Below are 20604 nucleotides of genomic sequence, written 5' to 3' on the forward strand. Positions count from 1 at the left end.
GCATAACTTTATTTTTTCTTGAACGGGTTAAGTCTGGTGAGATTAGAGAGTGCCCCTCCCGGAGGCAAAATTCCCGTCCTTTTATATTTGTACACGCCATTTAATTTCATTGTCTGGATTCCAAGATTAATAAGCGTGACAAGTTTAAGGGTATACAGGAGTGTAAATTGGGGAGCAACCTGAATAAAAACTAATAACAAGCCTGCACACATTACACGTAGCCATGCCGCGTACTCCATGCTCAGCGGACGCTTGAAATAGAATCTTTCGAGCAAATCAACTGTCTTATTACTGATCCACGCCGCCGCCACTGAGAGTAACAACACGATGCACACCATAATGCCCAGTTCCATTTTCACTCCCTTCTCTTTTAGTCTGTTTAAGTTGAGGCTTAGCCACAGTAGTTTTGTTTTTTGCTTTTTTCTTAGGTTTGGTATGGTGAAACAGAAAACAATCCACCATTACCCAACCATTTTTATATCGAGCCACCAGCATCTTCTGGCTGGGGTAATGAGCATGAAACAGCATTTTCACGTCCATGGTGCCCATCAACGACTGTTTGCGCTTTAGCTCATCCTCAGCCATCTGAAATTCTTGTAAGAATTCTGAAGACAGACGCTGACGCAGAATTCTTATGGCACTGGAGTTTTCATCATTCTTTGCCAGGTGCCCGAAGCGTACAAGTGCCTTGTGGGTTATCTGGATGGGTCCCAGATGAGAGCTGAGCTGTTCGTACTGCCAGAAGTAGGTCAAATCCACCTTAACCCAGCTGATGCTGTCCAGCAGAGCCTCGTTCATGATGGTTCCGGACATAGGTACCATTGTCAGCCTGGCCAGACGCATATGTATGTAGTCCGTAAGCAACCTCAGCGACTCAGGAACGTTTTTATTGAGTAGGAGATGCTGAAGCACCGGGGTTGCGGTCTGCCAACACAGATTGCGCCCGTCAGGCAGGAAAGCAAACTTTTGATCGTCAGGCGCAGAGTTCGAAGCGTTTTCCTTACGAAGCAAAAAATAATGGCCGCACAGCAGCTCTGCTCTTACCTGGTCCTCGTCAGGGTCATGTCGGGCTTTACTTAGATCAACGGTTAGCACAACGCGGTTAATCGCATCAGCGTGATATTTTTTTACCCAGACGCAGACACGATAGAGACGCTCATCGATTTTCTGGCTGGCTGTGGAAATCCATTGCATTGTTGTTCCTTAATTTTCGGGGCTGACAATGAAAATGCCCAGCTCAGCCCCCGGCACGAGTTCTGTATATTTCAGGCTCAGCTTCCGTTGGTTGGACGGACCCTGGCTGTTTTCAGGAGCCCAGTCAGAGAGCGTTTTTAATTGAGGTATGTTGCCTGCTGCGAAAATGGGCAAGGATGCTTTTACTACTGAATAATCAGTCTCAGCATATTTATTCCCGTTTCGTTCCTGCCCTTCAGGCCTAAATGCAAAAATGTGAGCAATCGGAACAGGGAAAGAGTTAGTTCGACAAAGGCGATAAGATTCGCCCTGCTTCAGTGGGTGAAATTCAAGACGGTGTAAAGCCTTATCGATATTAGACACGACATTCAAATTGGTAGTTGCTACATTTTTTACTTCTGAGGCTCTCCTGCGCTCCAACAAACTCACAAGTTGCTCTGCTGTTTTAACTTCCTGGTTTCGGTTTAGCCGCCATGAAAAAGTAACTTTTTTAAGCTGGGACTTGATGAAAAGGATATTTCTTGTTGAGTGCATAGCGACAAGGCCCGGGAGCTTCTTGTGCACTTTATCAAAACGGACATTCTTTTTATTATCGATACGCCTCATTGCCGCAGCAAAATCATTTTTTGCTTCGTTTATAGAAGTGATCAAGCTTTCGAGAAGATCTGCTCTTTCGGGGACAATGATTAGACCCGGGTATTTAGTGGTTACTTTGGTGGAATCATGACTTAATGACTCTATGTCATCCACACAGATGTCAGTAAGTGCCTGAATAATTTCCTCAACCGAAGCATCGTCTTTAATACTAACCCTGATGGGTTTAACCTGCTTCAAGCGCTCTTCTGTTCTAGATACGGTGGAGACAGTCATCAGGTTTGCCATCATCGGGGGGGTGTTCGAAAGAAAACACTTGAGCGAGTCGATGCGTTCCAGAATCTGGTCACGAAAATAGGGCAAATCGTCATAACTCATACGTTTCTCCAGGCTCATGTTATTTCCAATCAATTTTGCTGCCCAGGCTGACCTTGCAGAACATAAATGTCATGTAAACCTCTAAAGAAGTCATTTTGAAACAGCTTTCACAGCATGCGATTTATGTTCGATAGGGCTCATGAACAAAGGATGATAATGGAGACGCCATGGATAGTGGATAGTCTTACCCACCTGGGTGATCCGATTGAGGCGAAAACGACCATTTATACAGTCAACTGACCAAAGCCCGGGAGAAACTAACCTCTTCCAGCGGTAAAAAGAGAAACCTGCAACACAGAGGTCATGCTCCAGGAAATGTTGAGTTTCGACGACGCGAACTTTTATCAAAAACCCCAGCATTGGCGAAAACCAGATCAACAACCATGTTGGCGGCAGGATGACTTTGTTCAGGAGATGATCTGTCATAAGCAAGGCAGATAACATCAGAAAACTGATAGTCAACCACAGGGCCATCCAACCGGCCCATACGCGGCTCTGACAGGGTTTCCATTCGAGAAGAAAAAGTTTTTTATGCATTCTGCCCCGCCTAATTTTAATGTATTGCCGAAGTATGCTGCATCATGATGGTGGTGCGGGGAAAGATTTCAAACTTCCACAATTCTGAAGCCGTGTTCCAACCATGAAAGATCCCGTCTCCACAGCGAGTGTTAAAAGCAAGAATTTCATCCCTGACCTGGTAAGCGAGCACTTCTGGCATATCAATAAACTCAGGTAAGGAAAGAAGAATTCCATTGATAACTTCTCCGGTTAACTTACTCATAACCTCTTCCTCAGACAGGGCAGCGTCCGGGAACAAACACAACGGAAGTGAAAAACAACATAGGTCAAGACCAATAGCAGCCCTTCCTGCGTCGTAGCCTTCTTCATTAACGACAAAACGAAAGAATTTTTCTGTCTCACCCCGTAATGATGACGGTCCTTCAGACGGAACTTCAATACCACTGAAGACTTTATCGGTCCAGTTGGTAAAAGGACTGGTGAAAACCCAACAAATTAAGGATAACGCCAGCTCTTCCTTAAACATACGTTCAGTGCCGGTAGTTCTGGAAAGTTGCTTTTGAGTACTCATGTTTTACCTGTTGCATGAAATTATTGATGTTATATAAACACAACCGGCATTTTATCTAATAGGTTTGAAAACACTAAAAATCGCAAATGCTGGTACCTTTCTGTTTTAAGAGATTTTCAAGGTAAAGTGAGGCTAGATCAATTGGCTGGTTCTCTTCAAGACAGGCTCGCACAAGATCTTCAATAGAGACCGAATCAACCCCCCTTCCCTGTAAAATTTCTTTAGCAGATGCCAGCGTTTTATGAACGCTTCGACTTAGTTGTAATCTGACTTGTGTGCGGGTATCAAAAAGACAATCTTCTGTGACACTTTGTGAAACGGTTCTACTCATTGAAAAATCACTCCATTTCTGGGATCGAATGAAAATTAACAGCTATAGATGTATCAGGTTTCCCATTTTCTACGATACTCAACCACGTACGCGCTGAGATTTGTTGTTCACAGACGAGTATGTAACCTGTTCCCTGTTGATGATGTAGCTCAAGAGCTTTTAGGATAGGCTCTGAATGAGGTCCGAGAGCATCACGCGTGTGAATAAGCGTTTGCTCTGGCAATACGTTGCTAAGCATAGACAGCAGAACATTACGCTCATCCTCATTATCCGACAAAACAAGAATTATACGAAAACCCGTTTTTATACGAAATCTGATTTCTGAAACTAACTTTCTTAATCTTAATTTATATATGACCAGGCGGAATCGAGTCATCAGTAAAGAGACCACTGTGAAGATAACGATTACTGCGCCATATTTTGACCTGTAGAACCACCAGTTAAGGCCTCCAGCAACTATCAGGATTAACATTAAAATTAAACTCCCATAGAAAAAAAGTGCTGGGTAGCGAGTTGTCTTTCCTTCAATTAGTGCTGAGGCAAATATCAAAATGGATATTCCGTAAATTACCCAGTCAAAAATACTTTCTCCAATCATTCTTTAGTGAACATCCTTAAAAGTGGAAATGTAGGTTTATGGGTTTATGCATTTTCCTGATGGCCTTGACAACCAAGGATTTCACAGAAATTGTCACAGTGTGAAGCTGTAACAAAGCGCTCTCCACGTTCGAATCGCTCAACCAAATCCTTTCTTACTTCACTTCCAGGTTTCTGGAAGATGTACTCAAGCTGGAGATCCTCGGCCGTTGAAAGTAGTCGTTCTATGCTGAAATCAACATGGTAAAAGCAAAACTGATTATCAACCGGGGGAAAGTTGCTTTTGGTACTGTTCTCGTTTTTGGATTTTAGTTCATTCATGAGCTCTCCTTGGTTGAGAACAGTATACAAATCTCTTTAGGGATTTTTTTTCGTTAATAGCACTTTTTTGAGTTTAAAGAGTATGTTCATACCAGAGCATTAGAGGCTACGAAAAGGATAATGGAATTAGAAAGATAGATTTTAAGTGGTGATGTAAGGTGGGATAGGTAGAAGAGGAGTAGACGCTTGTAAGCGAGGCAAAAAAAAGGCACGGAAACCGTGCCATAAGAGTATGTGAGAAAAAATCAAAATCAGGGAAAGAATCAAGCAGCTTGTGAAACTGAATCTCCAACTGCAAGATTTAAATTTCTTAGGTTATCGAAAACTTCAGATACTAAGTCATTACGGTCGTGGATTTTAATCCGCCCACCGGTTAACTCTGAAACATAAACGGTATGGCAGAGGTCAGTAACCACTTCGCCGTATTCATCAACGACTTCCAAAGATGCAATCATCGGAATATAAGAAGCCGCAGCATAGCTCTCATAAATACTTATTATGGAGTCATTGTTGCGTCGAGAAATTACCCTACCAGAAGGTAAAGCCTCATCTTCCATATAGCAATCAGATAGGTCCTCACAGAAGTCATTTTCTTTAAGTGAAATATTAAGGGTCAATTCACTGTTGATAGAGCGTGAATAAGAATATTCACTCAGTTTATAGCAAGCCAAACTTATATCACTAAAAGTTTCATAAGCTTTATAGAGGCTCGATGTTATAGACTCAGATACAAATGTTATTAGTCCAATAAAATGAGTATCCCAGAACTGTTGCAAAGCAAAACGGGCAATCATAACCTGACCATCAACCTGCATCAGTCTGTTATATTCATCCCGGTCATAACCTTTCGACTGAGAAACATCATTAGACATGCTAAGAACTTCACTACAAACATCATCATATTCAAAACGGCTAGTTGCAAAGTGTTTTCCTGAAATCTCAAGGTACTGACCAGAGACTGCGTCAAACACCTCAAGAAAGTAACAGAGTCGAGATTTTAAAGATTCTCTGTTTAAAGCTTCTATTTCATTCTCAGAGATACTATCGACATATAAATCAACAGCATTCTTGAGTTCAATAGCTTTGATATTACAGGTAAAAGAAAGCTCGTCACTTTGACAATGGCAAACACTTAATACTATATCCGCCTCATCAAAATCTATGCCAAGATAGCTCAGAACTGCTCGGACATAGTTTTTATCATCAGATGAATGTGTCATATACACTACCTCAAATTTGAGAGGAAGTGCCCCAGAAGGGAAGCGACTTCCCCACTGGGTTAGATAAAAGTTTGGTTAAGCTAAAAGAAGATGCCAGCGACAGATTTTACATTGTCATAGACAAGTGTCTTCAGCCAACCAAAGTTACTTTTTTGGACTGAAGCAAAAGGATCATTGAGACGCGTTACGAAAATCGTCAAAAGCTTCAGTTATTAGTAATGTGCGATCAGTTACTCTGTATCGGTCATTACTTTCGAGAGATACGTAAGTTGAATGCGAAGAATCACAGACAACACGCCCTCTTTTATTGATCAATCTTACTTCCATCATCACCGGCACATTGATAATTGAAGCAACATCGGTATAGAGGGATATGAGGGCATCATTGTCACAATATAACGCCCCGTTCCCATCAAATGTATCGTTAAACTTAATATATATATCTGGCATATTTGCCGGATAATCATCAGTATTGAAATCAATGCATAACTTTAAGTCATCATTAATACGGCGATTAATCTTATGCTGCCCAACACGTACAAAGCCATGTTCAACAGCTTTGATAATCCTTAAAGTTTCATTAAGACAATCTGTAATTCTTTTCTCGACAAATGAGATAAAGTCACCAAAGTCGGAATGAAAAAACTGTTTAAGTGCAAATTTCGCAACTAACACTTTCCCATCCACCTTCATTTTATCGAGATAAAGATTTCTTATAGCATCAGTAGAAGAATTAGCTTTAGATAACTCTTCACAGTCATTAATAATCATTGAAACAATATCAATAACTTTAACTGGGCTTAAAGTATTACTATATCCGCGAATATCAAACGTAAAAAATCCGAAATTCTTAAATACTCCAAGAAAATAAATTATTTTTTGTTTCAAAAGAATAGAATCGGAGTAAGATGCGTTGTGCTTTATTAGTTCAGATATGTAGAGATCCAACATACAATTTAAATTATCGATATCTACATCGTAATCAAAGGTTACTTTGTCGAACGAAGTATCAGATAATTGAACGGTTATATCGTCAGCGGGAACATTAAGGCCTAAATTTTGATAAAGAAAGGCACTAACAAATTCCACGTGGTCAGATTCTTTAAACATTTACACTACCTCATGACTAAAAAGGAAGTGCTTCCCACCGGGAAGCAAGTTCCCGGATGGGTTAGATTAATTATAAAAGAGTTCTTCAGAAGGTACATGCATTTCTGGTTTGAACTGTTTTAAGGAGTTGTTTATAGCTTTTCGATATAACCCTGAAGAGTGTGGCTTAAACATTTGATATTCCGTAACGAGCAGAGGAGACGTAAAGCATCCTAAGTTCACTAGTGAAATATTTGATGTTTCTTCACAAACATCTAATTCAGCGTATATCCGCCTCTTCATTACCCTGCCTGCTAAATAGCGACGAACATGATTTATAAACTTGTCCGCATCTGATATAGAATTAACTATATAATCAGATGTGACTATCTGATTAGATACAGTTTCAGGTATAGCTTCGGCTATTATTTTTACGTTCATTTCATAATCAACACTATGGAAGCAAGCAAGAATTTGTGGCTTCGCGCTTTCTAAAATCTTTTCAAGAACAGAAAAAATCAGAGAGAACTCGTTTAAAATTCGCTTTTGTATAAGTCCATGTAGATGTTTTATGAAAGGAGAACCGTGTTCAACAAGGCCTAGTATAAGATCCTTAGAGGCCAAATCTGAGCGGTAATAAACGTATTCTAGATTATCCCGGTTAAATCCTTTGATAAGCAAATCAGGCTGCTCTGAGACCAGTCGTAAATGAGTTGAAGCTATAGAAACTTCAAAACGAAAGTTCGCGAGATTTACAGGGCCTGCTTTTAATGTAGCCGCTTCGGAAAAATAAATGAAAAGAGGATGCAAATCATCGTTACCACAGTAAAGATGGTCTGCGCCCTTAAGATATTTCACCAAATGAGGTAGAAAAGATATTACTGGAATATCAGCCACAAATCGAATATGCCGAAATGGTTTTGAATCCAAATATATATTTTCCACTACAGCGCCAACAAAACCCATTTTAACAAGAATAGATTCAACTAACTTTTGTATCGCATTCATTTAAATACCCTCTTAATAGAGGGATTTCTCCCAAAGGGAGAAATCCCTATGGGAGAAAATAATTTTAATTAATAATTGTAGCGAAGCGCATGTTCTTTTTCACTAAGATGGTTTTCATATTCCGACTTACCAGAACTTAAACACTCTTTGAAAAAGACCTTTGAAAAATTCTTCAAGTCACTTCGGTTGTTAATTTCTTTGTCAGACATCAACTTAGCTGAGTGTGAGGTATCCACAGGCCCCAACCACCATTCATATTTAATATAAACACAATTGGTTTTTGTATGTCCATTTAGAAATCGTTTTGCATTTCTAAGTATTTTTCTACAACCGTTAAGGTCTGAAAGTAAGATATCTGGGTAATCCCCCCATTTTTAGCAGAGGTCAATAGTAGAACTTAGGCTGTGCGCAGCTCATGTTGTCTTGGCGTATAACCACCCAGTGCCATATTCGGCCTTTCGTGATTATAAAACCACTGCCATTCTGTCGCGTAGCGTTGTAATTCATCCAGCGAACAAAATAAATACTGCCCCAGCCAGTCATAACGCACTGTCCGGTTATAGCGCTCAATATAAGCGTTTTGTTGCGGATTTCCCGGCTGAATAAAGTTGAGTTTTATTCCGTTATCCTCCGCCCAGTTTATTAATTCGTGGCTCGTGTATTCCGGGCCGTTGTCACATCTGATTGCGGCGGGTTTACCTCGCCATTCAATGATCTGCTCAAGTGTGCGTTTTACCCGACTGGACGGCAGCGAGAAGTCCACTTCTATTGCCAGGGCTTCCCGGTTGAAGTCATCAATAATGTTCAAAAGCCGAACTGAACGGCCATCTGAAAGCTGATCATGCATGAAGTCCATTGACCAGCATTCGTTGCTGTATTCCGGCACCGCAAGCGGCTCTGGCTTATCACGCTTCAGCCTCTTTTTAGGTTTGATCCGCATATTCAGTGATAATTCGCAGTAAATTCGATAAACGCGTTTATGGTTCCAGCGAAAACCTTTCACATTACGCAGGTACAAAAAGCACAAACCAAAACCCCAGTTCCGCTGGCTGCCTGTAATGCGCAGTAGCCAGCCAGCAATACGCTGATTTTCTACAGAAAGACGTGGCAGATATCGATAGCACGTTTCACTGACAGAAAAAATCTGGCAGGCCAGGCGGATACTGATTTGCTGCGTGCTGACGGCGTGTCTGGCCATCTGTCGGCGTTGAGATGGCCTCACCACTTTTTTGACATAGCTTCCTGAATAACTTCAGCTTTAAGTCGCTCTTCGGCATACATTTTCTTAAGACGCCGATTTTCATCTTCCAGTTCTTTGAGACGCGCCATCAGAGAGGCATCCATCCCGCCAAACTTTGACCGCCATTTATAGAAGCTGGCGCTGCTGAAGCCATGTTCCCGGCACAGCTCAGGGACCGGTGTTCCGGCTTCAGCCTGTTTCAGAATGGTCATGATTTGGCTGTCGGTGAAACGTGATTTTTTCATAGAGATCTCCTCAGTTGAGATTACGAGAAAATTCTACTTATGAACACACTGCTTTTTCGGGAGGATTACCTCTGGAGCAATGAGCTCTTCCAGAATATGACCAGGTAAGCCTTTCCTAAAAAGCTCAACATCGTAACTACAATACCAGTCACGATAATTAAAAGCTTTAATAAGTCTTTCAGGTGTATCCAAAGATATCTTATTCAGGATTTTTAATGCAAAGCATACAGCATCTTTTAACAACTCGTGCACCTCAACATTGATAAATGAGAAAAACGAGCTTAATTCTTTCTCTAAGGAATTATACAACTTACCGTAAATATCCTGAGAAAAAAGATACTGCAATCTTTCTTTATTATAAGTGCAATTCGAAATTGAATAGACTTCTCCTCTTTCGATTTTGCACCCTTCCCTTAAAACTATAGGAAACCTCAAATGGTTAACAATGAAAGAATGATTCTTTCTTTGCTTCAAAGCATCTAATTGAAATTTCGTAATTTCCTCCAGATTTGCATCTTCAAAACCTGGAAAGGGAATATCACAGAAACAAGAACTATATGCTTTTGCTGATTCATACATAAACTCCAGTGAAACATCAGCATCAAAAGACATACCAGAGAACATGCCCTGCCCATTGTCTAAAAATGTAATGTTTTTAACCTGTATTTTTTTATGTTGAACAACCAAAAAGGCATTAATGATTTTTTCGATAATTTTCATGTGATCCTCTCTCAATAAAAAAGGGATCACTCCCATATGGGGTGTGATCCCCACATGGGTATAATTTAATTAAAAATCTGTAAGACCTAAATCTTTATTTCTACCACAAACTGTAGAAGATATAAGACGTTTTACTCGCTTTCGAGCACTTCGGCCTGACGTATCTTTCAAGTACATCGGTAATGACAATGATGAGATTTGATTACTTCGCTTATGATGGCAGACTATATAGCCCTGCCTCCACCCCGAACGCACAAACTCACGGATGCGGTTAATATATGCCGAAGCTTGAGATTTTGTACTTATCGATTCAGAACACTTTAAGTTCTGTTCGATAGAGTAAAGCTCAGCCGCCATTAATTTCACCTCATACAGGTCATCCCCATAACTTATAGTTTTCAACAGCTCTTCCTTTTCCCGAATGAAAAATACTTGCTGCATTCCAAGGATCAGGTCATAGGCCTCTCGAAAGAGGTCGATAAGCTTATTACGAACATAAATCATAAACTCCTCAAAGTGCTGAAGCCAGAAATAAGCCGCATTACTTATTTGTGAATTGTGAGAACAAACAAGCCCTTTAGCAAGCTCGACCTCTTCCTCCCGAAAAGTAAAGTTACTTTTCTTAAACCGACTTTGTTCAAAAATGCTTTGATGCATTTCTATCCATACAGAAACAAAACCGAGGGATTCAAATTCTTCGTTTAACAAATGTAAACTTTCGAAGATTTTCTGAATTTCGATCCCGATGTCATATGACAGTGGACATTCTTTTATAGAATAAACATAACCGGGTAGGAAGTGAGATAAATGCTCAGTTCGCAAATATAAACTGAATTTAAGTTCTGTCAGTGGTTGTTTCAAAGATAATTTAGATGATTCGCTTATATTTACTGGTTCAACACCATTTCTAATCAAAATAGCTTTTACCAGGTCCGTAGCTAACTTCATACAGCCTCCAGTCGTTATTGAGGCCTCCCTGATGCAGGTTGGCCATCAGGGAAAATATGTAAATCAATTAGCAACCAATCAGACCGTTGCCATTACATTGTCAATGTATCTGACAAGGGATGGGCGGTCGTCCTGTAAGGCAAAACGGCGAAGGTCATCAAGATTATACGCAGGAAGATAATCAGCGTAACCTCGAATACGAAGGTCCTCAACCACAACTTTTATATACTCAAATCGTCCAAGATTTCCTTTTAATGGGGGTTTTCCTGGACTAGACAGCATATCGTCTGCTTGCTCCCATGTGATTTCTTTAGCTTCACCACTATGTAGATCAAGATGGACATATATGAATGACTTATAATCTCCACGGCAACGAAGATAATATTTCGGATAGAAATATTTGTCACAACGCAACAAACACGTTCCTGAAGGACGAACTACGTACAACAGGTTTCTGTCATTTTCTAATATGCCATGTTTCAAAATCGTTATATCTATCTCATTATCATGCAGCAAATAGCATGACGATGGTTCATTGACGATGCGCGATTTTATAACAGCAGCAAATTTATTAAAAACTTCGTTAGTTTGAAAATTCATTAAAATGCTCTCCGATGTAAAACGACGAGCATCACCATAACGGTAATACTCCCGTTATGGGTTTTAATAGTTTATGGAATAACCATGTCATACAACCGACCATAGCCAGTAGTACCGCACATTTATTTAACTGAGCAAGCATCTCAGCCGTGAAAAGACCTTAAAGGCAGGTAATTATCACGAAGGAAAGCGGTTATCTTATCAATACAATTTAAAAAATAATATTGATAAGATAACCCCCCCCGCAAAATGCGGGGGAGTTATCGTTGTTACAGCTGATTAAGACATTCAGGAGCCCAGTGAATCGGGAATCCATCCTGCCCTGTTAACTGGAGAACATCGTTCCAGTCGATACCCTTTTTCCCATCAGGAATATCTTGTGCTGGTTCGAAGACTTCAATTGTCAGCTTTGATGCGGGATATCGTTTAGCCAAAAACTCAACCATGCGGCTTTGAAGTCGCTGAGCAGCTTCGATACCGGCACGAGTGCCTTGTGAGTTAGCAATATCCTTATCCGCCCAGATATAAAAGTTTATATATTTTACATCCGGCGGAGGCAGTAAAAAATCAGGAACAGTAACGTTTTCAAGGCACCATGCGGAGCTGGCTGCCCAGCATGGTGTTGAAGTCGCTTCTACAACAGAAAGCGCATTCTCGATCCCTTCAGCCACTCCCAGTGTCCAGGTCGAACTACCTGAATCATAGTGAGGGTCAAACAACTGAATTGAGCCACCTGTCATATCGGCAGGAGGCTTCATCATCAGCTTTGGATTTTCTACAGGTGCCTTATCACCGTTTTTGTCTACGTATGTTCTATGGATAGTCAGAGGCCGACCTCGGGTGTCACGATAGATTGCAATCATTCCCGGATAGATAATCGATTTCTGCTTATCTTTATCCCAATAGTAGATCCGGTTATTAAAGCCTAAATCCTTTGGTAAGTGACTCAGTAAGCGGGAGATCCCACGATTACGGAGGTACAAAGCAACAGGAGTATTAGGCTTTATTTCACCGGTATAGTGATACATCACATCAAGTTTTCGCATTCGCTTTGCCACTTCCTCTCGGTCAAGAGTTTCTGTGGCACGAACTGCTGATTTATAGCGTCGTTCATTTTCAATGTCGGCGTCAGTTAACGGAGCATGCAGATCCATCCCGAAAAAATCTGAGAGAATCTTTTTGCAAGTCTGCGTTTTACTTAATTCATAATATTTCGCCAGAACATCAATTCCGTCGCAAAACTCATTTACCGGAAAGTCATTATGGATCGCACATCCGGTATAAAGGTCTTTTTGCCGGAAACGAAACTTCGATTTCCCTGCGCCAGTAAACGGGCAAGGAACCTGGCTCGGGGCTTTTGCACAAGCGTCTTTGAAAGCAGGTATTCTTTCGAATATATACTTCCAGCCAGACACTTCAGCAATTCGAGCATGAACGAGTTTAATAAAGTGTTCAGATACTTCCTGTGGTTTACGACGAAGAGCCGGGGATGCATAAGTCATGATGATCTCTCTTATCTGGCATTGTGAGTTTCTCAATGCCTTCTGCGGTGCAGAAGACAGGGAGAAACCCACAACGCAGAATTTAAGAAAGAGGGCCCGGGGGCCCTCAACATTTATGCTTCAGTCGTGAAGCCATTATTCTCAAGACGCTGTATGTAGTTATCTACAAGTAACGCAGCCTGCTGGCTATTACCCTCCGCTATAGTGACTTCGCGGAAGATTCTTTCCTGAGGGCTATCATTGCTTATAACTTCACCAACACGTCCGAAAATACGGACTTTATGCATCGCACCGACTTTTTCATGTTCTACACGGTAAGTTTTTATCTGAGTCATATTTTGCTCCTTATTCCTTCATGGAGCAAAAAGACCCACCGGGGCCTTTTTGCCCCGATTGGGTAGAGTTTATTAAGAAAGTATTTGATGAACTAGCTTACTGACTTCAATAGACAATAAAGAAGTATCATCAACTGTTACGAAAGTGTCCGTTTCAAAACCAATTATTTCATCAGTCTTAATACCAACACCAACGATTTCTATTCCATTACATTTAGCCTTTTCCATAACTTCGACGATAGTAAATTCCGATTTATTCGGATAACCATCAGTTATAAGAAAAATTATTTTCCTATCGAATTGGCTGTCAAGTAACAGATCAACAGCTGCCATTAAAGCAGATCCCGTAGGGGTATAATAACCCTTACATCCAAGAGTGAATTTCGATAGAGATTCCTCAACGCTTTGATCAAACGTTTTGATAATCTCAAATTCACTTTCCTTGAAGGGAAAAACTATATTGGAGACATGCATTTTTGACAAACTTTCAGCGGCCATCGATAAAGCAAGATCTGACTTAATGGCATGAATATATCTTTCATCATTAGCCATTGACGCTGAAATATCACGAACTAATACGAGGCCAACATGCCCTCTATTTTTAGATTCGCTTTGAGCTCTGAAGACATCACGAACTCCCATTTGTGACAGAATTAATCGATTTCCATCGAAGGTAATTCCACGCTCATGAGTTTTGTTTCGGCCACGCATTTTAACCTGCTGTAAAACAGACAAGTCGCTACCGATTGAATGACTCAGAGACAAAGCCTCATTGTAAACATTCAAATCGATAAGGAGATCAGGGATATCCCATTCAGAAGCACCGAATTCGGCTTTCACGTCATCGGATACTTTTGATGCAATACCTTCAATCTCTTTAGCCAAAGCATCGTGATAATCTTCGCTATCCTCATCACTGCTAAGAAAGGCATCCAACAAATCTGCCAGTATCTCCCATTGAGCCGATGAAAAGTTACTTTCATCTTCAACGTTAGTCGAACTGGCTTCATCTGATTCACTCTCGGAAGGGTTAATCGCATCAGTATCGTCTTCAATAATGTTATCACCCGTGGGATTGCCACCGGTGGGTTCATTATTTCCCTCGTTATCTTCAGCAAGTTCTGAAGGCTCAGAACATCCCTCTTGAGCAAGATCAGCGTTATCGGAAGTATCTGCCTGACCTTCACTATCGTCCTCAGAATCATCCTCACGACTATCAGTCGACGTAAGCGATTTATCTTCTGATTCGGTATCGGTATCGGTCTCGGATTCATCATATGCCTCCTGCTCCTCCTGCTCTGTCTGCTGCTGTTGTTCCTTTGCCTCATCCCGCAGTCTCTCTAAAAGAGCCAGGGTCTTACGAGCAAGGGATTCACAGCCCTGAGTATTTTCACAACCAAGAGCATCATGAAAAATTTCCTCAACATCAGAAATTACTGGAGAAAGTATCTTTTGGGCATAGTCAAAAAACGGATCGAGGGTTTCTTTGTGACCTACCTGCTGAAGGACTTTTACTCGCAATGAGTTAAGCAGATACCACTCAATAAATAGGACAGGATTTTCCGGACGAGAAGATATATCAGGAGTCATCCTTCCGGCTTTAACCATCAGTGCGTAAGTGGCTGCAAGCCGCCGCTTTGCATCCGGATAATCGTTACCAACCTTCTCTTCCATCTGTACATCATCGAACAGATTTATAAGCCCGGTAAGACGTTTTGCCCTGCTATAAGCTTTACGTTTCTCAGCGAGGCTCTCAAACTCTGCATTCATTCCGTCATCGAAGCGTGTAAACCCTTCAGATGACATGAGAACACTATTAAAGGCGTCACTGTAAACCTCACTGACGGTATAGCGACCATGACCAGCTTCATGACAGGTAAAACCTTCAATCAGACTGACAAAGTCATCATCGCTATAATCGCCGTTTGGTAAAACACAAACTTTATTGACAGGATCAAAATACGGTCCTTTGGTATTGTCGTCTATTACAACTCTTACATCGCCTAAGCCGCTAATGACTTTTGCTATATTCTGTAAACGCTTAATATGGCGCGGCGATGATTTAAGATCTAATTTCATAGAATACCTCTTTATAAAAAAGGGGTACTCACCCAGATGGTGAAGTACCCATCTGGGGTTTTTAATAAAGCAAACAGTTACCAGCCTTTGAGCTCGATATCAAAACCATTTTCAGCATTGTCTTCCTGTTGCGAAACTGATTTCTCAGGTTCAGCTACAGAATCAGTGTTTGAAAACGTGCTGTTTTTTATATCGTTCTCTACGACAGGTTCAACCTGAAACACATTTGTTGAATCTAAAATAGCTTCAATACCTGTGTTCTGTAGCGCGTTCGGTTCTGTTTGTGAGCTTTGATTAAATGATCTGGTAATAGATTCCAACCAGTCAGTAACCTTTTGCTCTCCTGAAATAATACGCTTTAACATTGAAGCATCACTCATGAAATAAAACCACTGCTGTAACACCGCAACGTCGCGAGGTTCAGAAATGGCACCTTTAGGTAAATTATTCATTATGTGTTTTATAGCTTCTGCAAGTACTGCCGCCTCTTTATGTATAAACATGAAGCTAATGATCTTATTTTGCATTTGCTTCAGTCGGTCAATAGTACTTGAGCGCAAATTATTATTTTTACTAATTTTTTCATAAACCCTCATTGCTTCTTCTGCCAGATCTGTTATCAATTGTTCCTGATAGTAGTCCTGGGTTTCATCACCTTCAACGCTAATAGGCGTAAAAGGAATAAAGTGAGCAATATTAAATCTAAAGGATTTTATGAAATCATCTTTAGTTAATTTCAACTGATCAATCAAAGAAGACATTCTTGGGCTTCTATTTTTTTCAGCCTCAATATGCATCTCATAATTGTCTACAACGTTTTGAATACCTGCCTGAAACTCTCGTTCAATCTCTTGGGCCCCTTCCAGAAACTCTTCCATACTGGAAACTGGTAAAATCCACATATTGCTATAGCGGATGCACAAGCGTGAGCAAAGGGTTGATATTCTGCTGGTAATCGTACTTTTGAAGCTAAGGGCTTTTATGTCAATCCAACGTACTTCGCTTTTAGATACGCTTTTTTGATCCGTAATATCATCTCCATCATAAGACAAATCGATTTTATCGGTTCGACGCGATCCTTGACAGCCACTTATTTCAATTTTTGTTATAACTGCACCTTCCAGTAAATCTGGATATGATTTTGCAAAATTCTCAGAGATTTGTTTTGCAGATACTTTGTTAAGCATTGAAGTATTTAAAGTCATGGGTTTCTCCAAAAAAAAGGGGAAACCCTCCCCAACGGGAAAGATTTCCCGATAGGGTTGATATTAAAGCTTCTCTGGTGCAATTAAAAGAATACCGGGAAACTCAGCGGCAACATCATCATTGCCCATTGCTCCCTGATACATATAACCTTTTAATTCCATTTCTTTAATTAGACCTTCCATATTTATTTTACCATCATGATAAAACAATAAAGAATAGTCGTTATTCAGTTGCATAAGTCCAGTAAAATTAGTTCCGTTTTTTGCTATAGCAATGGTAGCAGCACCATCCGTACTTAAAAACGCACTAAATTCAAGATGGGATAACTCTGAGATACAAATATCAGAGGTTTCATAACAAATCCCATCTAACTCGACTTTTTTGCTGTGAAATACTCCAGCGATTTATCCTTGTCTTCGCCAAGAGAAAGATCTATAGCTTGAAGAACAAGATCGACCACATGTAAAGGTAAAGCAGAAGCAAAAGCTATTTTGAAAGTGTCAAGAAGACTAAAGGTTTTTAACGTCATCGACGTGCCAACCCAAGCTACTAATTGACGAATATCCATCACACTGTCTTCTGTACCAGAGTCATTTACTGCAATCGCTACTCTTACGAACTTCTCAATGACCTGAAAAGGCAAAGAGCTATATCGTTTAGTAAGCACATTGGTTAAAGCAACTTTGTCGGGCTTCTCCATTTCAACTATCAAGAACCGCTTTATAAAAGCTGCATCTTGACGTTGAGAAGAAACGAACCGGCGAGCGCCTCCACTCATGTTTGTGTTTGCAGTACCAATAAATCGCGTGTAGCCATTAGCAGTTATAACCTCACCACCATTAGCACTGAGTGACCAGGGCTTACGTTCAATGGGCATGTGAAGTTTTGCTGCCGTATCAGGATCGATTTTGTCCACTTCATCCAGAAGAATGAGGTGACCATTACGAAATCCCGTTACCAAATCGCTGTGTACAAAACCTGTATTACCACCATTAAGACTGCGCTCACCTTCAAGCTCATCAACTCGAATATTGCTGTTGATCTGCTTAATTGTCAGCGGCCAATTCATCATGTGGCTAATGTACATTACCATTTCAGTCTTGCCAGAACCGGACTCACCTTTAAGACACACACTTAAATCTATATCCGGACTGATAAGCAGTTTAACCACTTGTTCAAGTATTCGGGGATTTGGTATGTAGTCTTTGTTCAGCGGAGCTCGATACGAGGTTTTAGTTTTGAAAACAGGCACAGCCATCTTTGGATCCATTTCTGGAATACCAAAAAGGTCCTTTGCTAGAACTAAAAGATACTCACCTTTATCCACATAATGTTTTAACTTTATAACATCCGGGGAAAGAAGAGCTTCTAATTTTTCATAAGCATCAGAAGATGTTTCATTTAACTTCATAGCGGCATTAGACATTTTTAACTCCGGTAAAATGCAAACACCGCCCTCTGGCAGATGTTTGCCAGTGGCATTTTATTTGAGATTCATTTGGCAAATAGTTGCCATCAGTTTCCTGATTTGAGGCACATTATAACCAAGATGATTTCCCACTATTTCAAAAGCTTCAGACATGATCCATTCAAAATGATTTTCGAATATTGGATTTATTTCTAACTTGCCAAAAGCGTTTCGTTTAGTTAACAGATCACATGAAACAAGCTCGTCAAACAACTCTAATGTGGATTTAAAAGCTTTTATGTAAACATCCATAATTTCCCTGTCAGTCCATTTAACAGCCAGTTTTTTTTCTGACATTAAATAATCCTGATCAAAGAAGATGTCCCAGCCCATATCGTCATTGCAATCATGCAAAATGATTTCATCATCATTCCTGCATTCAGCTAATTTCGTGTTTTCACTAATCGAACGATGCGAATGATAATAGAGCCATGATTTTAATTCCGCTCTAAATTCACATGCATCAAGTCCATGAGATAAACAAGTGTATTCAAATGATTTTGACATATACCACCGTGTTTCAGCTTCTAAAAGTGGATTCACTGTGATATTACCATTGTCATCTTTGAAGAATAACTTTCTCCTCAACACTAGTTCTTTAATGATTTCCAAAGACTCTTCCATAGCGGATAGAAAAACAACATACACATCCTCAGGGGTCCATTCTATTACCAGACCACCCAAATCTGGGTTATATTCTTCAACCGAATATAGATAATCTGTTTCTGCTGCAAAATTAATTGTATGCAAAATCTGATTTTTAAGTAATTTGGATTTTTCATAAAGGTGATTTTCACGCCTTTCAGAATCATAATTTATCTCAGAAATGTTACTTTCATCTGATTTAAAGTTTAATCCGGACGTGTATGCATCATTTAAATGCTCTTTGGGTGAATCAACTATTTGCGTTATTTCATCTTCATCTATATCGAATATAGAAAAAAAACTAAGTTGATTACTACTTATTGCAGTAGCCCTAAATTTTTGTTTCATGGGGACTCCAAAAGGAGAAATCCCATGAAGGGATTTCTCCCCTTTAGGGTGGGTTTAATGTCAGATCTGATTAAAGCTACTTTGTCCAAAACCTTTTAGAGGTTTAGGTATGTGAGCCAACTTACTTGTTGCTACCACTCTCATGTAGTCAAGAGGATGTTCTCTCCCTTCAATCATAATAGTATCGACAACAATATAACCGGAGACCATCAACTCATCACCCTGATTTATACCAGTGAAACAGGTTGAATACATTTCAGGCGACACCTTGATTTGAACTGAAAATTCTCTCTCAGTGATTTCACCATCAACTTCTGTCTTCATCCTATTTTTGAGCTTTATTAACAAACCTATACTCTGGTCAGTCATTTTTTTCTCCACAGCACTGATAACTATCCCGGACACTTTTACTTCATTGATATATTCAAGATATGACATTTTCCGCTCCTCGATTTGTTCAAAGAGAAGCCCCGTTAGGGTTCCCCCTTAACAGGATTAAATAAATTTATTAGTTACATACATGAACGTGCAGACTACCAAACAGGCAATTCCGGCAATATGTAACCAATTTCTTGTTGGTTTAGTTGGTGCAATCGCTAAAGAGTTCTCCAACTTCTCTGTTACAAGACGTCGATTCTCTGCTTTAGCCGCATCATCTAAATATTGAGTTTCACGCTTAGCGAGAGTCTCAATTTTCGATTTTATTGCATGGTCCCATCCTTTAGTTTCAAAAACGCTTAACTCACTAAAGGTGTGCGTCATGAGATCTTCTGGGAAACCCAGTTTTTTCATTAACGGACGAATGGTATCATACATTTTTTCTACATTTTCGTAGTGGGCCTTTACTGCGACATCAAAACGCTTACGTAAAGTTAATTTTTCACGTTTGCAAATGATGTCCGAAACCCAATTTATTAACTGCTCATTTTTGAGTTCACTGGCTTTTTCAAGTGAGTAATCCAGATTATCCACGTCAAGAAATGAATTTAATCCGTATTTTTCAAACTCCTCAACAAGATATTTATCCAGTTCAGTTAAGCTTTTAAAAAGTGGTACATCTGGGGAAGCTTTAAGAAGCTTATAAGCTCCTTCGAAATCAATTTTCTTGACCACGAGCTCCACAACATCCACATGATAATATCTTGAATAAGCAGAAAGCTTTTCGGCCAACAAAGACACAGGCTTAAGAGACTTAAGTTCAATGATATTTGGGCCGTCCTCATTCAAAATAACAATCAGTTCATTATCACGTTCTGTATATTTCATCAGAACTTCTAAGAGCTGTTTGTTTAGCGCCTTATCCATCTCTGGAATAATTTCACTAAAGGTTTGATGAAGGGCTTTACTGCGAGCTTTATTTTTAGACATTTGGGGTCACCTATATATAGTAAGAAGGAAGAAACAAATTTTTGTTTCAACACGAAGGCAAAGCCTGTCATTCATCTC

General features: G+C 40.1%; 24 protein-coding genes. All 24 read right to left on the bottom strand.

From position 1 onward, the window contains the following. Window positions 1–8 precede the first annotated feature (8 nt). The gene (locus FHN83_RS28425) at window positions 9–353 is read right to left on the bottom strand and encodes a hypothetical protein (RefSeq protein ID WP_001805195.1); all 345 of its coding nucleotides are present in this window, start codon (window positions 351–353) and stop codon (window positions 9–11) included. Then, complete coding sequence (locus tag FHN83_RS00090; protein ID WP_001198595.1) at window positions 289–1194, bottom strand: hypothetical protein; 906 nt, start codon at window positions 1192–1194, stop codon at window positions 289–291. The genes FHN83_RS28425 and FHN83_RS00090 overlap by 65 nt, the downstream gene beginning before the upstream one ends. A 9-nt stretch (window positions 1195–1203) precedes the next feature. Next, the gene (locus FHN83_RS00095; protein WP_000119428.1) at window positions 1204–2166 is read right to left on the bottom strand and encodes a DNA replication terminus site-binding protein; all 963 of its coding nucleotides are present in this window, start codon (window positions 2164–2166) and stop codon (window positions 1204–1206) included. Window positions 2167–2256: 90 nt separating this feature from the next. Next, the gene (locus FHN83_RS00100) at window positions 2257–2703 is read right to left on the bottom strand and encodes a hypothetical protein (RefSeq protein WP_000549069.1); all 447 of its coding nucleotides are present in this window, start codon (window positions 2701–2703) and stop codon (window positions 2257–2259) included. A 16-nt stretch (window positions 2704–2719) separates the two neighbouring features. Further along, window positions 2720–3256 (bottom strand): hypothetical protein, encoded by a 537-nt coding sequence (locus FHN83_RS00105; protein WP_139563061.1) that lies wholly within the window; start codon window positions 3254–3256, stop codon window positions 2720–2722. Between the two features lie 73 nt (window positions 3257–3329). Next, window positions 3330–3587, bottom strand: coding sequence for a hypothetical protein (locus FHN83_RS00110; protein ID WP_001371933.1), 258 nt, complete (start codon window positions 3585–3587; stop codon window positions 3330–3332). Window positions 3588–3594: 7 nt separating this feature from the next. After that, a complete protein-coding gene (locus tag FHN83_RS00115; protein ID WP_000578891.1) occupies window positions 3595–4185 on the bottom strand; it encodes a hypothetical protein in 591 nt (196 codons plus the stop codon). A gap of 44 nt (window positions 4186–4229) precedes the next feature. After that, window positions 4230–4505 carry a hypothetical protein gene (locus tag FHN83_RS00120; protein ID WP_001004201.1) on the bottom strand — a complete coding sequence of 92 codons (276 nt, stop codon included), beginning with the start codon at window positions 4503–4505 and terminating at the stop codon, window positions 4230–4232. A 263-nt stretch (window positions 4506–4768) separates the two neighbouring features. Then, entirely contained in the window at window positions 4769–5725 is a 957-nt protein-coding gene (locus FHN83_RS00125; protein WP_000149830.1) for a hypothetical protein, read from the bottom strand. 171 nt (window positions 5726–5896) lie between these two features. Next, window positions 5897–6835, bottom strand: a complete 939-nt coding sequence (locus FHN83_RS00130) for a hypothetical protein (protein ID WP_000472041.1) — start codon at window positions 6833–6835, stop codon at window positions 5897–5899. 66 nt (window positions 6836–6901) lie between these two features. Then, window positions 6902–7822, bottom strand: coding sequence for a hypothetical protein (locus FHN83_RS00135; protein WP_000991697.1), 921 nt, complete (start codon window positions 7820–7822; stop codon window positions 6902–6904). 397 nt (window positions 7823–8219) lie between these two features. Beyond that, window positions 8220–9307 (bottom strand): IS3 family transposase gene (locus tag FHN83_RS00145; RefSeq protein ID WP_088569307.1). Its coding sequence is split into 2 segments (ribosomal slippage): window positions 8220–9055 and window positions 9055–9307, totalling 1089 coding nucleotides; the frame shifts between segments, so codons are not numbered across the junction. A 33-nt stretch (window positions 9308–9340) separates the two neighbouring features. Beyond that, window positions 9341–10027, bottom strand: coding sequence for a hypothetical protein (locus FHN83_RS00150; RefSeq protein WP_255296358.1), 687 nt, complete (start codon window positions 10025–10027; stop codon window positions 9341–9343). A 69-nt stretch (window positions 10028–10096) separates the two neighbouring features. Continuing rightward, complete coding sequence (locus tag FHN83_RS00155; RefSeq protein ID WP_000762003.1) at window positions 10097–10975, bottom strand: hypothetical protein; 879 nt, start codon at window positions 10973–10975, stop codon at window positions 10097–10099. 78 nt (window positions 10976–11053) lie between these two features. Beyond that, the gene (locus tag FHN83_RS00160) at window positions 11054–11575 is read right to left on the bottom strand and encodes a hypothetical protein (RefSeq protein WP_001011130.1); all 522 of its coding nucleotides are present in this window, start codon (window positions 11573–11575) and stop codon (window positions 11054–11056) included. 269 nt (window positions 11576–11844) lie between these two features. Further along, on the bottom strand, window positions 11845–13077 hold the full coding sequence (locus tag FHN83_RS00165) for a DUF7146 domain-containing protein (protein WP_000220379.1): 1233 nt from the start codon (window positions 13075–13077) through the stop codon (window positions 11845–11847). Between the two features lie 113 nt (window positions 13078–13190). Next, window positions 13191–13412 (bottom strand): hypothetical protein, encoded by a 222-nt coding sequence (locus tag FHN83_RS00170; protein WP_000192120.1) that lies wholly within the window; start codon window positions 13410–13412, stop codon window positions 13191–13193. Between the two features lie 72 nt (window positions 13413–13484). Further along, the gene (locus tag FHN83_RS00175; RefSeq protein ID WP_000762700.1) at window positions 13485–15491 is read right to left on the bottom strand and encodes a VWA domain-containing protein; all 2007 of its coding nucleotides are present in this window, start codon (window positions 15489–15491) and stop codon (window positions 13485–13487) included. A 77-nt stretch (window positions 15492–15568) separates the two neighbouring features. After that, entirely contained in the window at window positions 15569–16696 is a 1128-nt protein-coding gene (locus FHN83_RS00180; protein WP_000174396.1) for a DUF3150 domain-containing protein, read from the bottom strand. Window positions 16697–16759: 63 nt separating this feature from the next. Further along, a complete protein-coding gene (locus tag FHN83_RS28080) occupies window positions 16760–16933 on the bottom strand; it encodes a hypothetical protein (RefSeq protein WP_001176645.1) in 174 nt (57 codons plus the stop codon). Window positions 16934–17064: 131 nt separating this feature from the next. Then, a complete protein-coding gene (locus FHN83_RS00185) occupies window positions 17065–18123 on the bottom strand; it encodes an ATP-binding protein (RefSeq protein WP_000063335.1) in 1059 nt (352 codons plus the stop codon). 57 nt (window positions 18124–18180) lie between these two features. After that, entirely contained in the window at window positions 18181–19158 is a 978-nt protein-coding gene (locus FHN83_RS00190) for a hypothetical protein (protein WP_000810361.1), read from the bottom strand. Between the two features lie 60 nt (window positions 19159–19218). After that, entirely contained in the window at window positions 19219–19596 is a 378-nt protein-coding gene (locus tag FHN83_RS00195; protein ID WP_000120822.1) for a hypothetical protein, read from the bottom strand. A 57-nt stretch (window positions 19597–19653) separates the two neighbouring features. After that, window positions 19654–20526, bottom strand: coding sequence for a hypothetical protein (locus FHN83_RS00200; protein WP_139563062.1), 873 nt, complete (start codon window positions 20524–20526; stop codon window positions 19654–19656). Window positions 20527–20604 lie beyond the last annotated feature (78 nt).

It is taken from the genome of Leclercia adecarboxylata, assembly GCF_006171285.1.
GTDB lineage: Bacteria > Pseudomonadota > Gammaproteobacteria > Enterobacterales > Enterobacteriaceae > Enterobacter > Enterobacter barmai.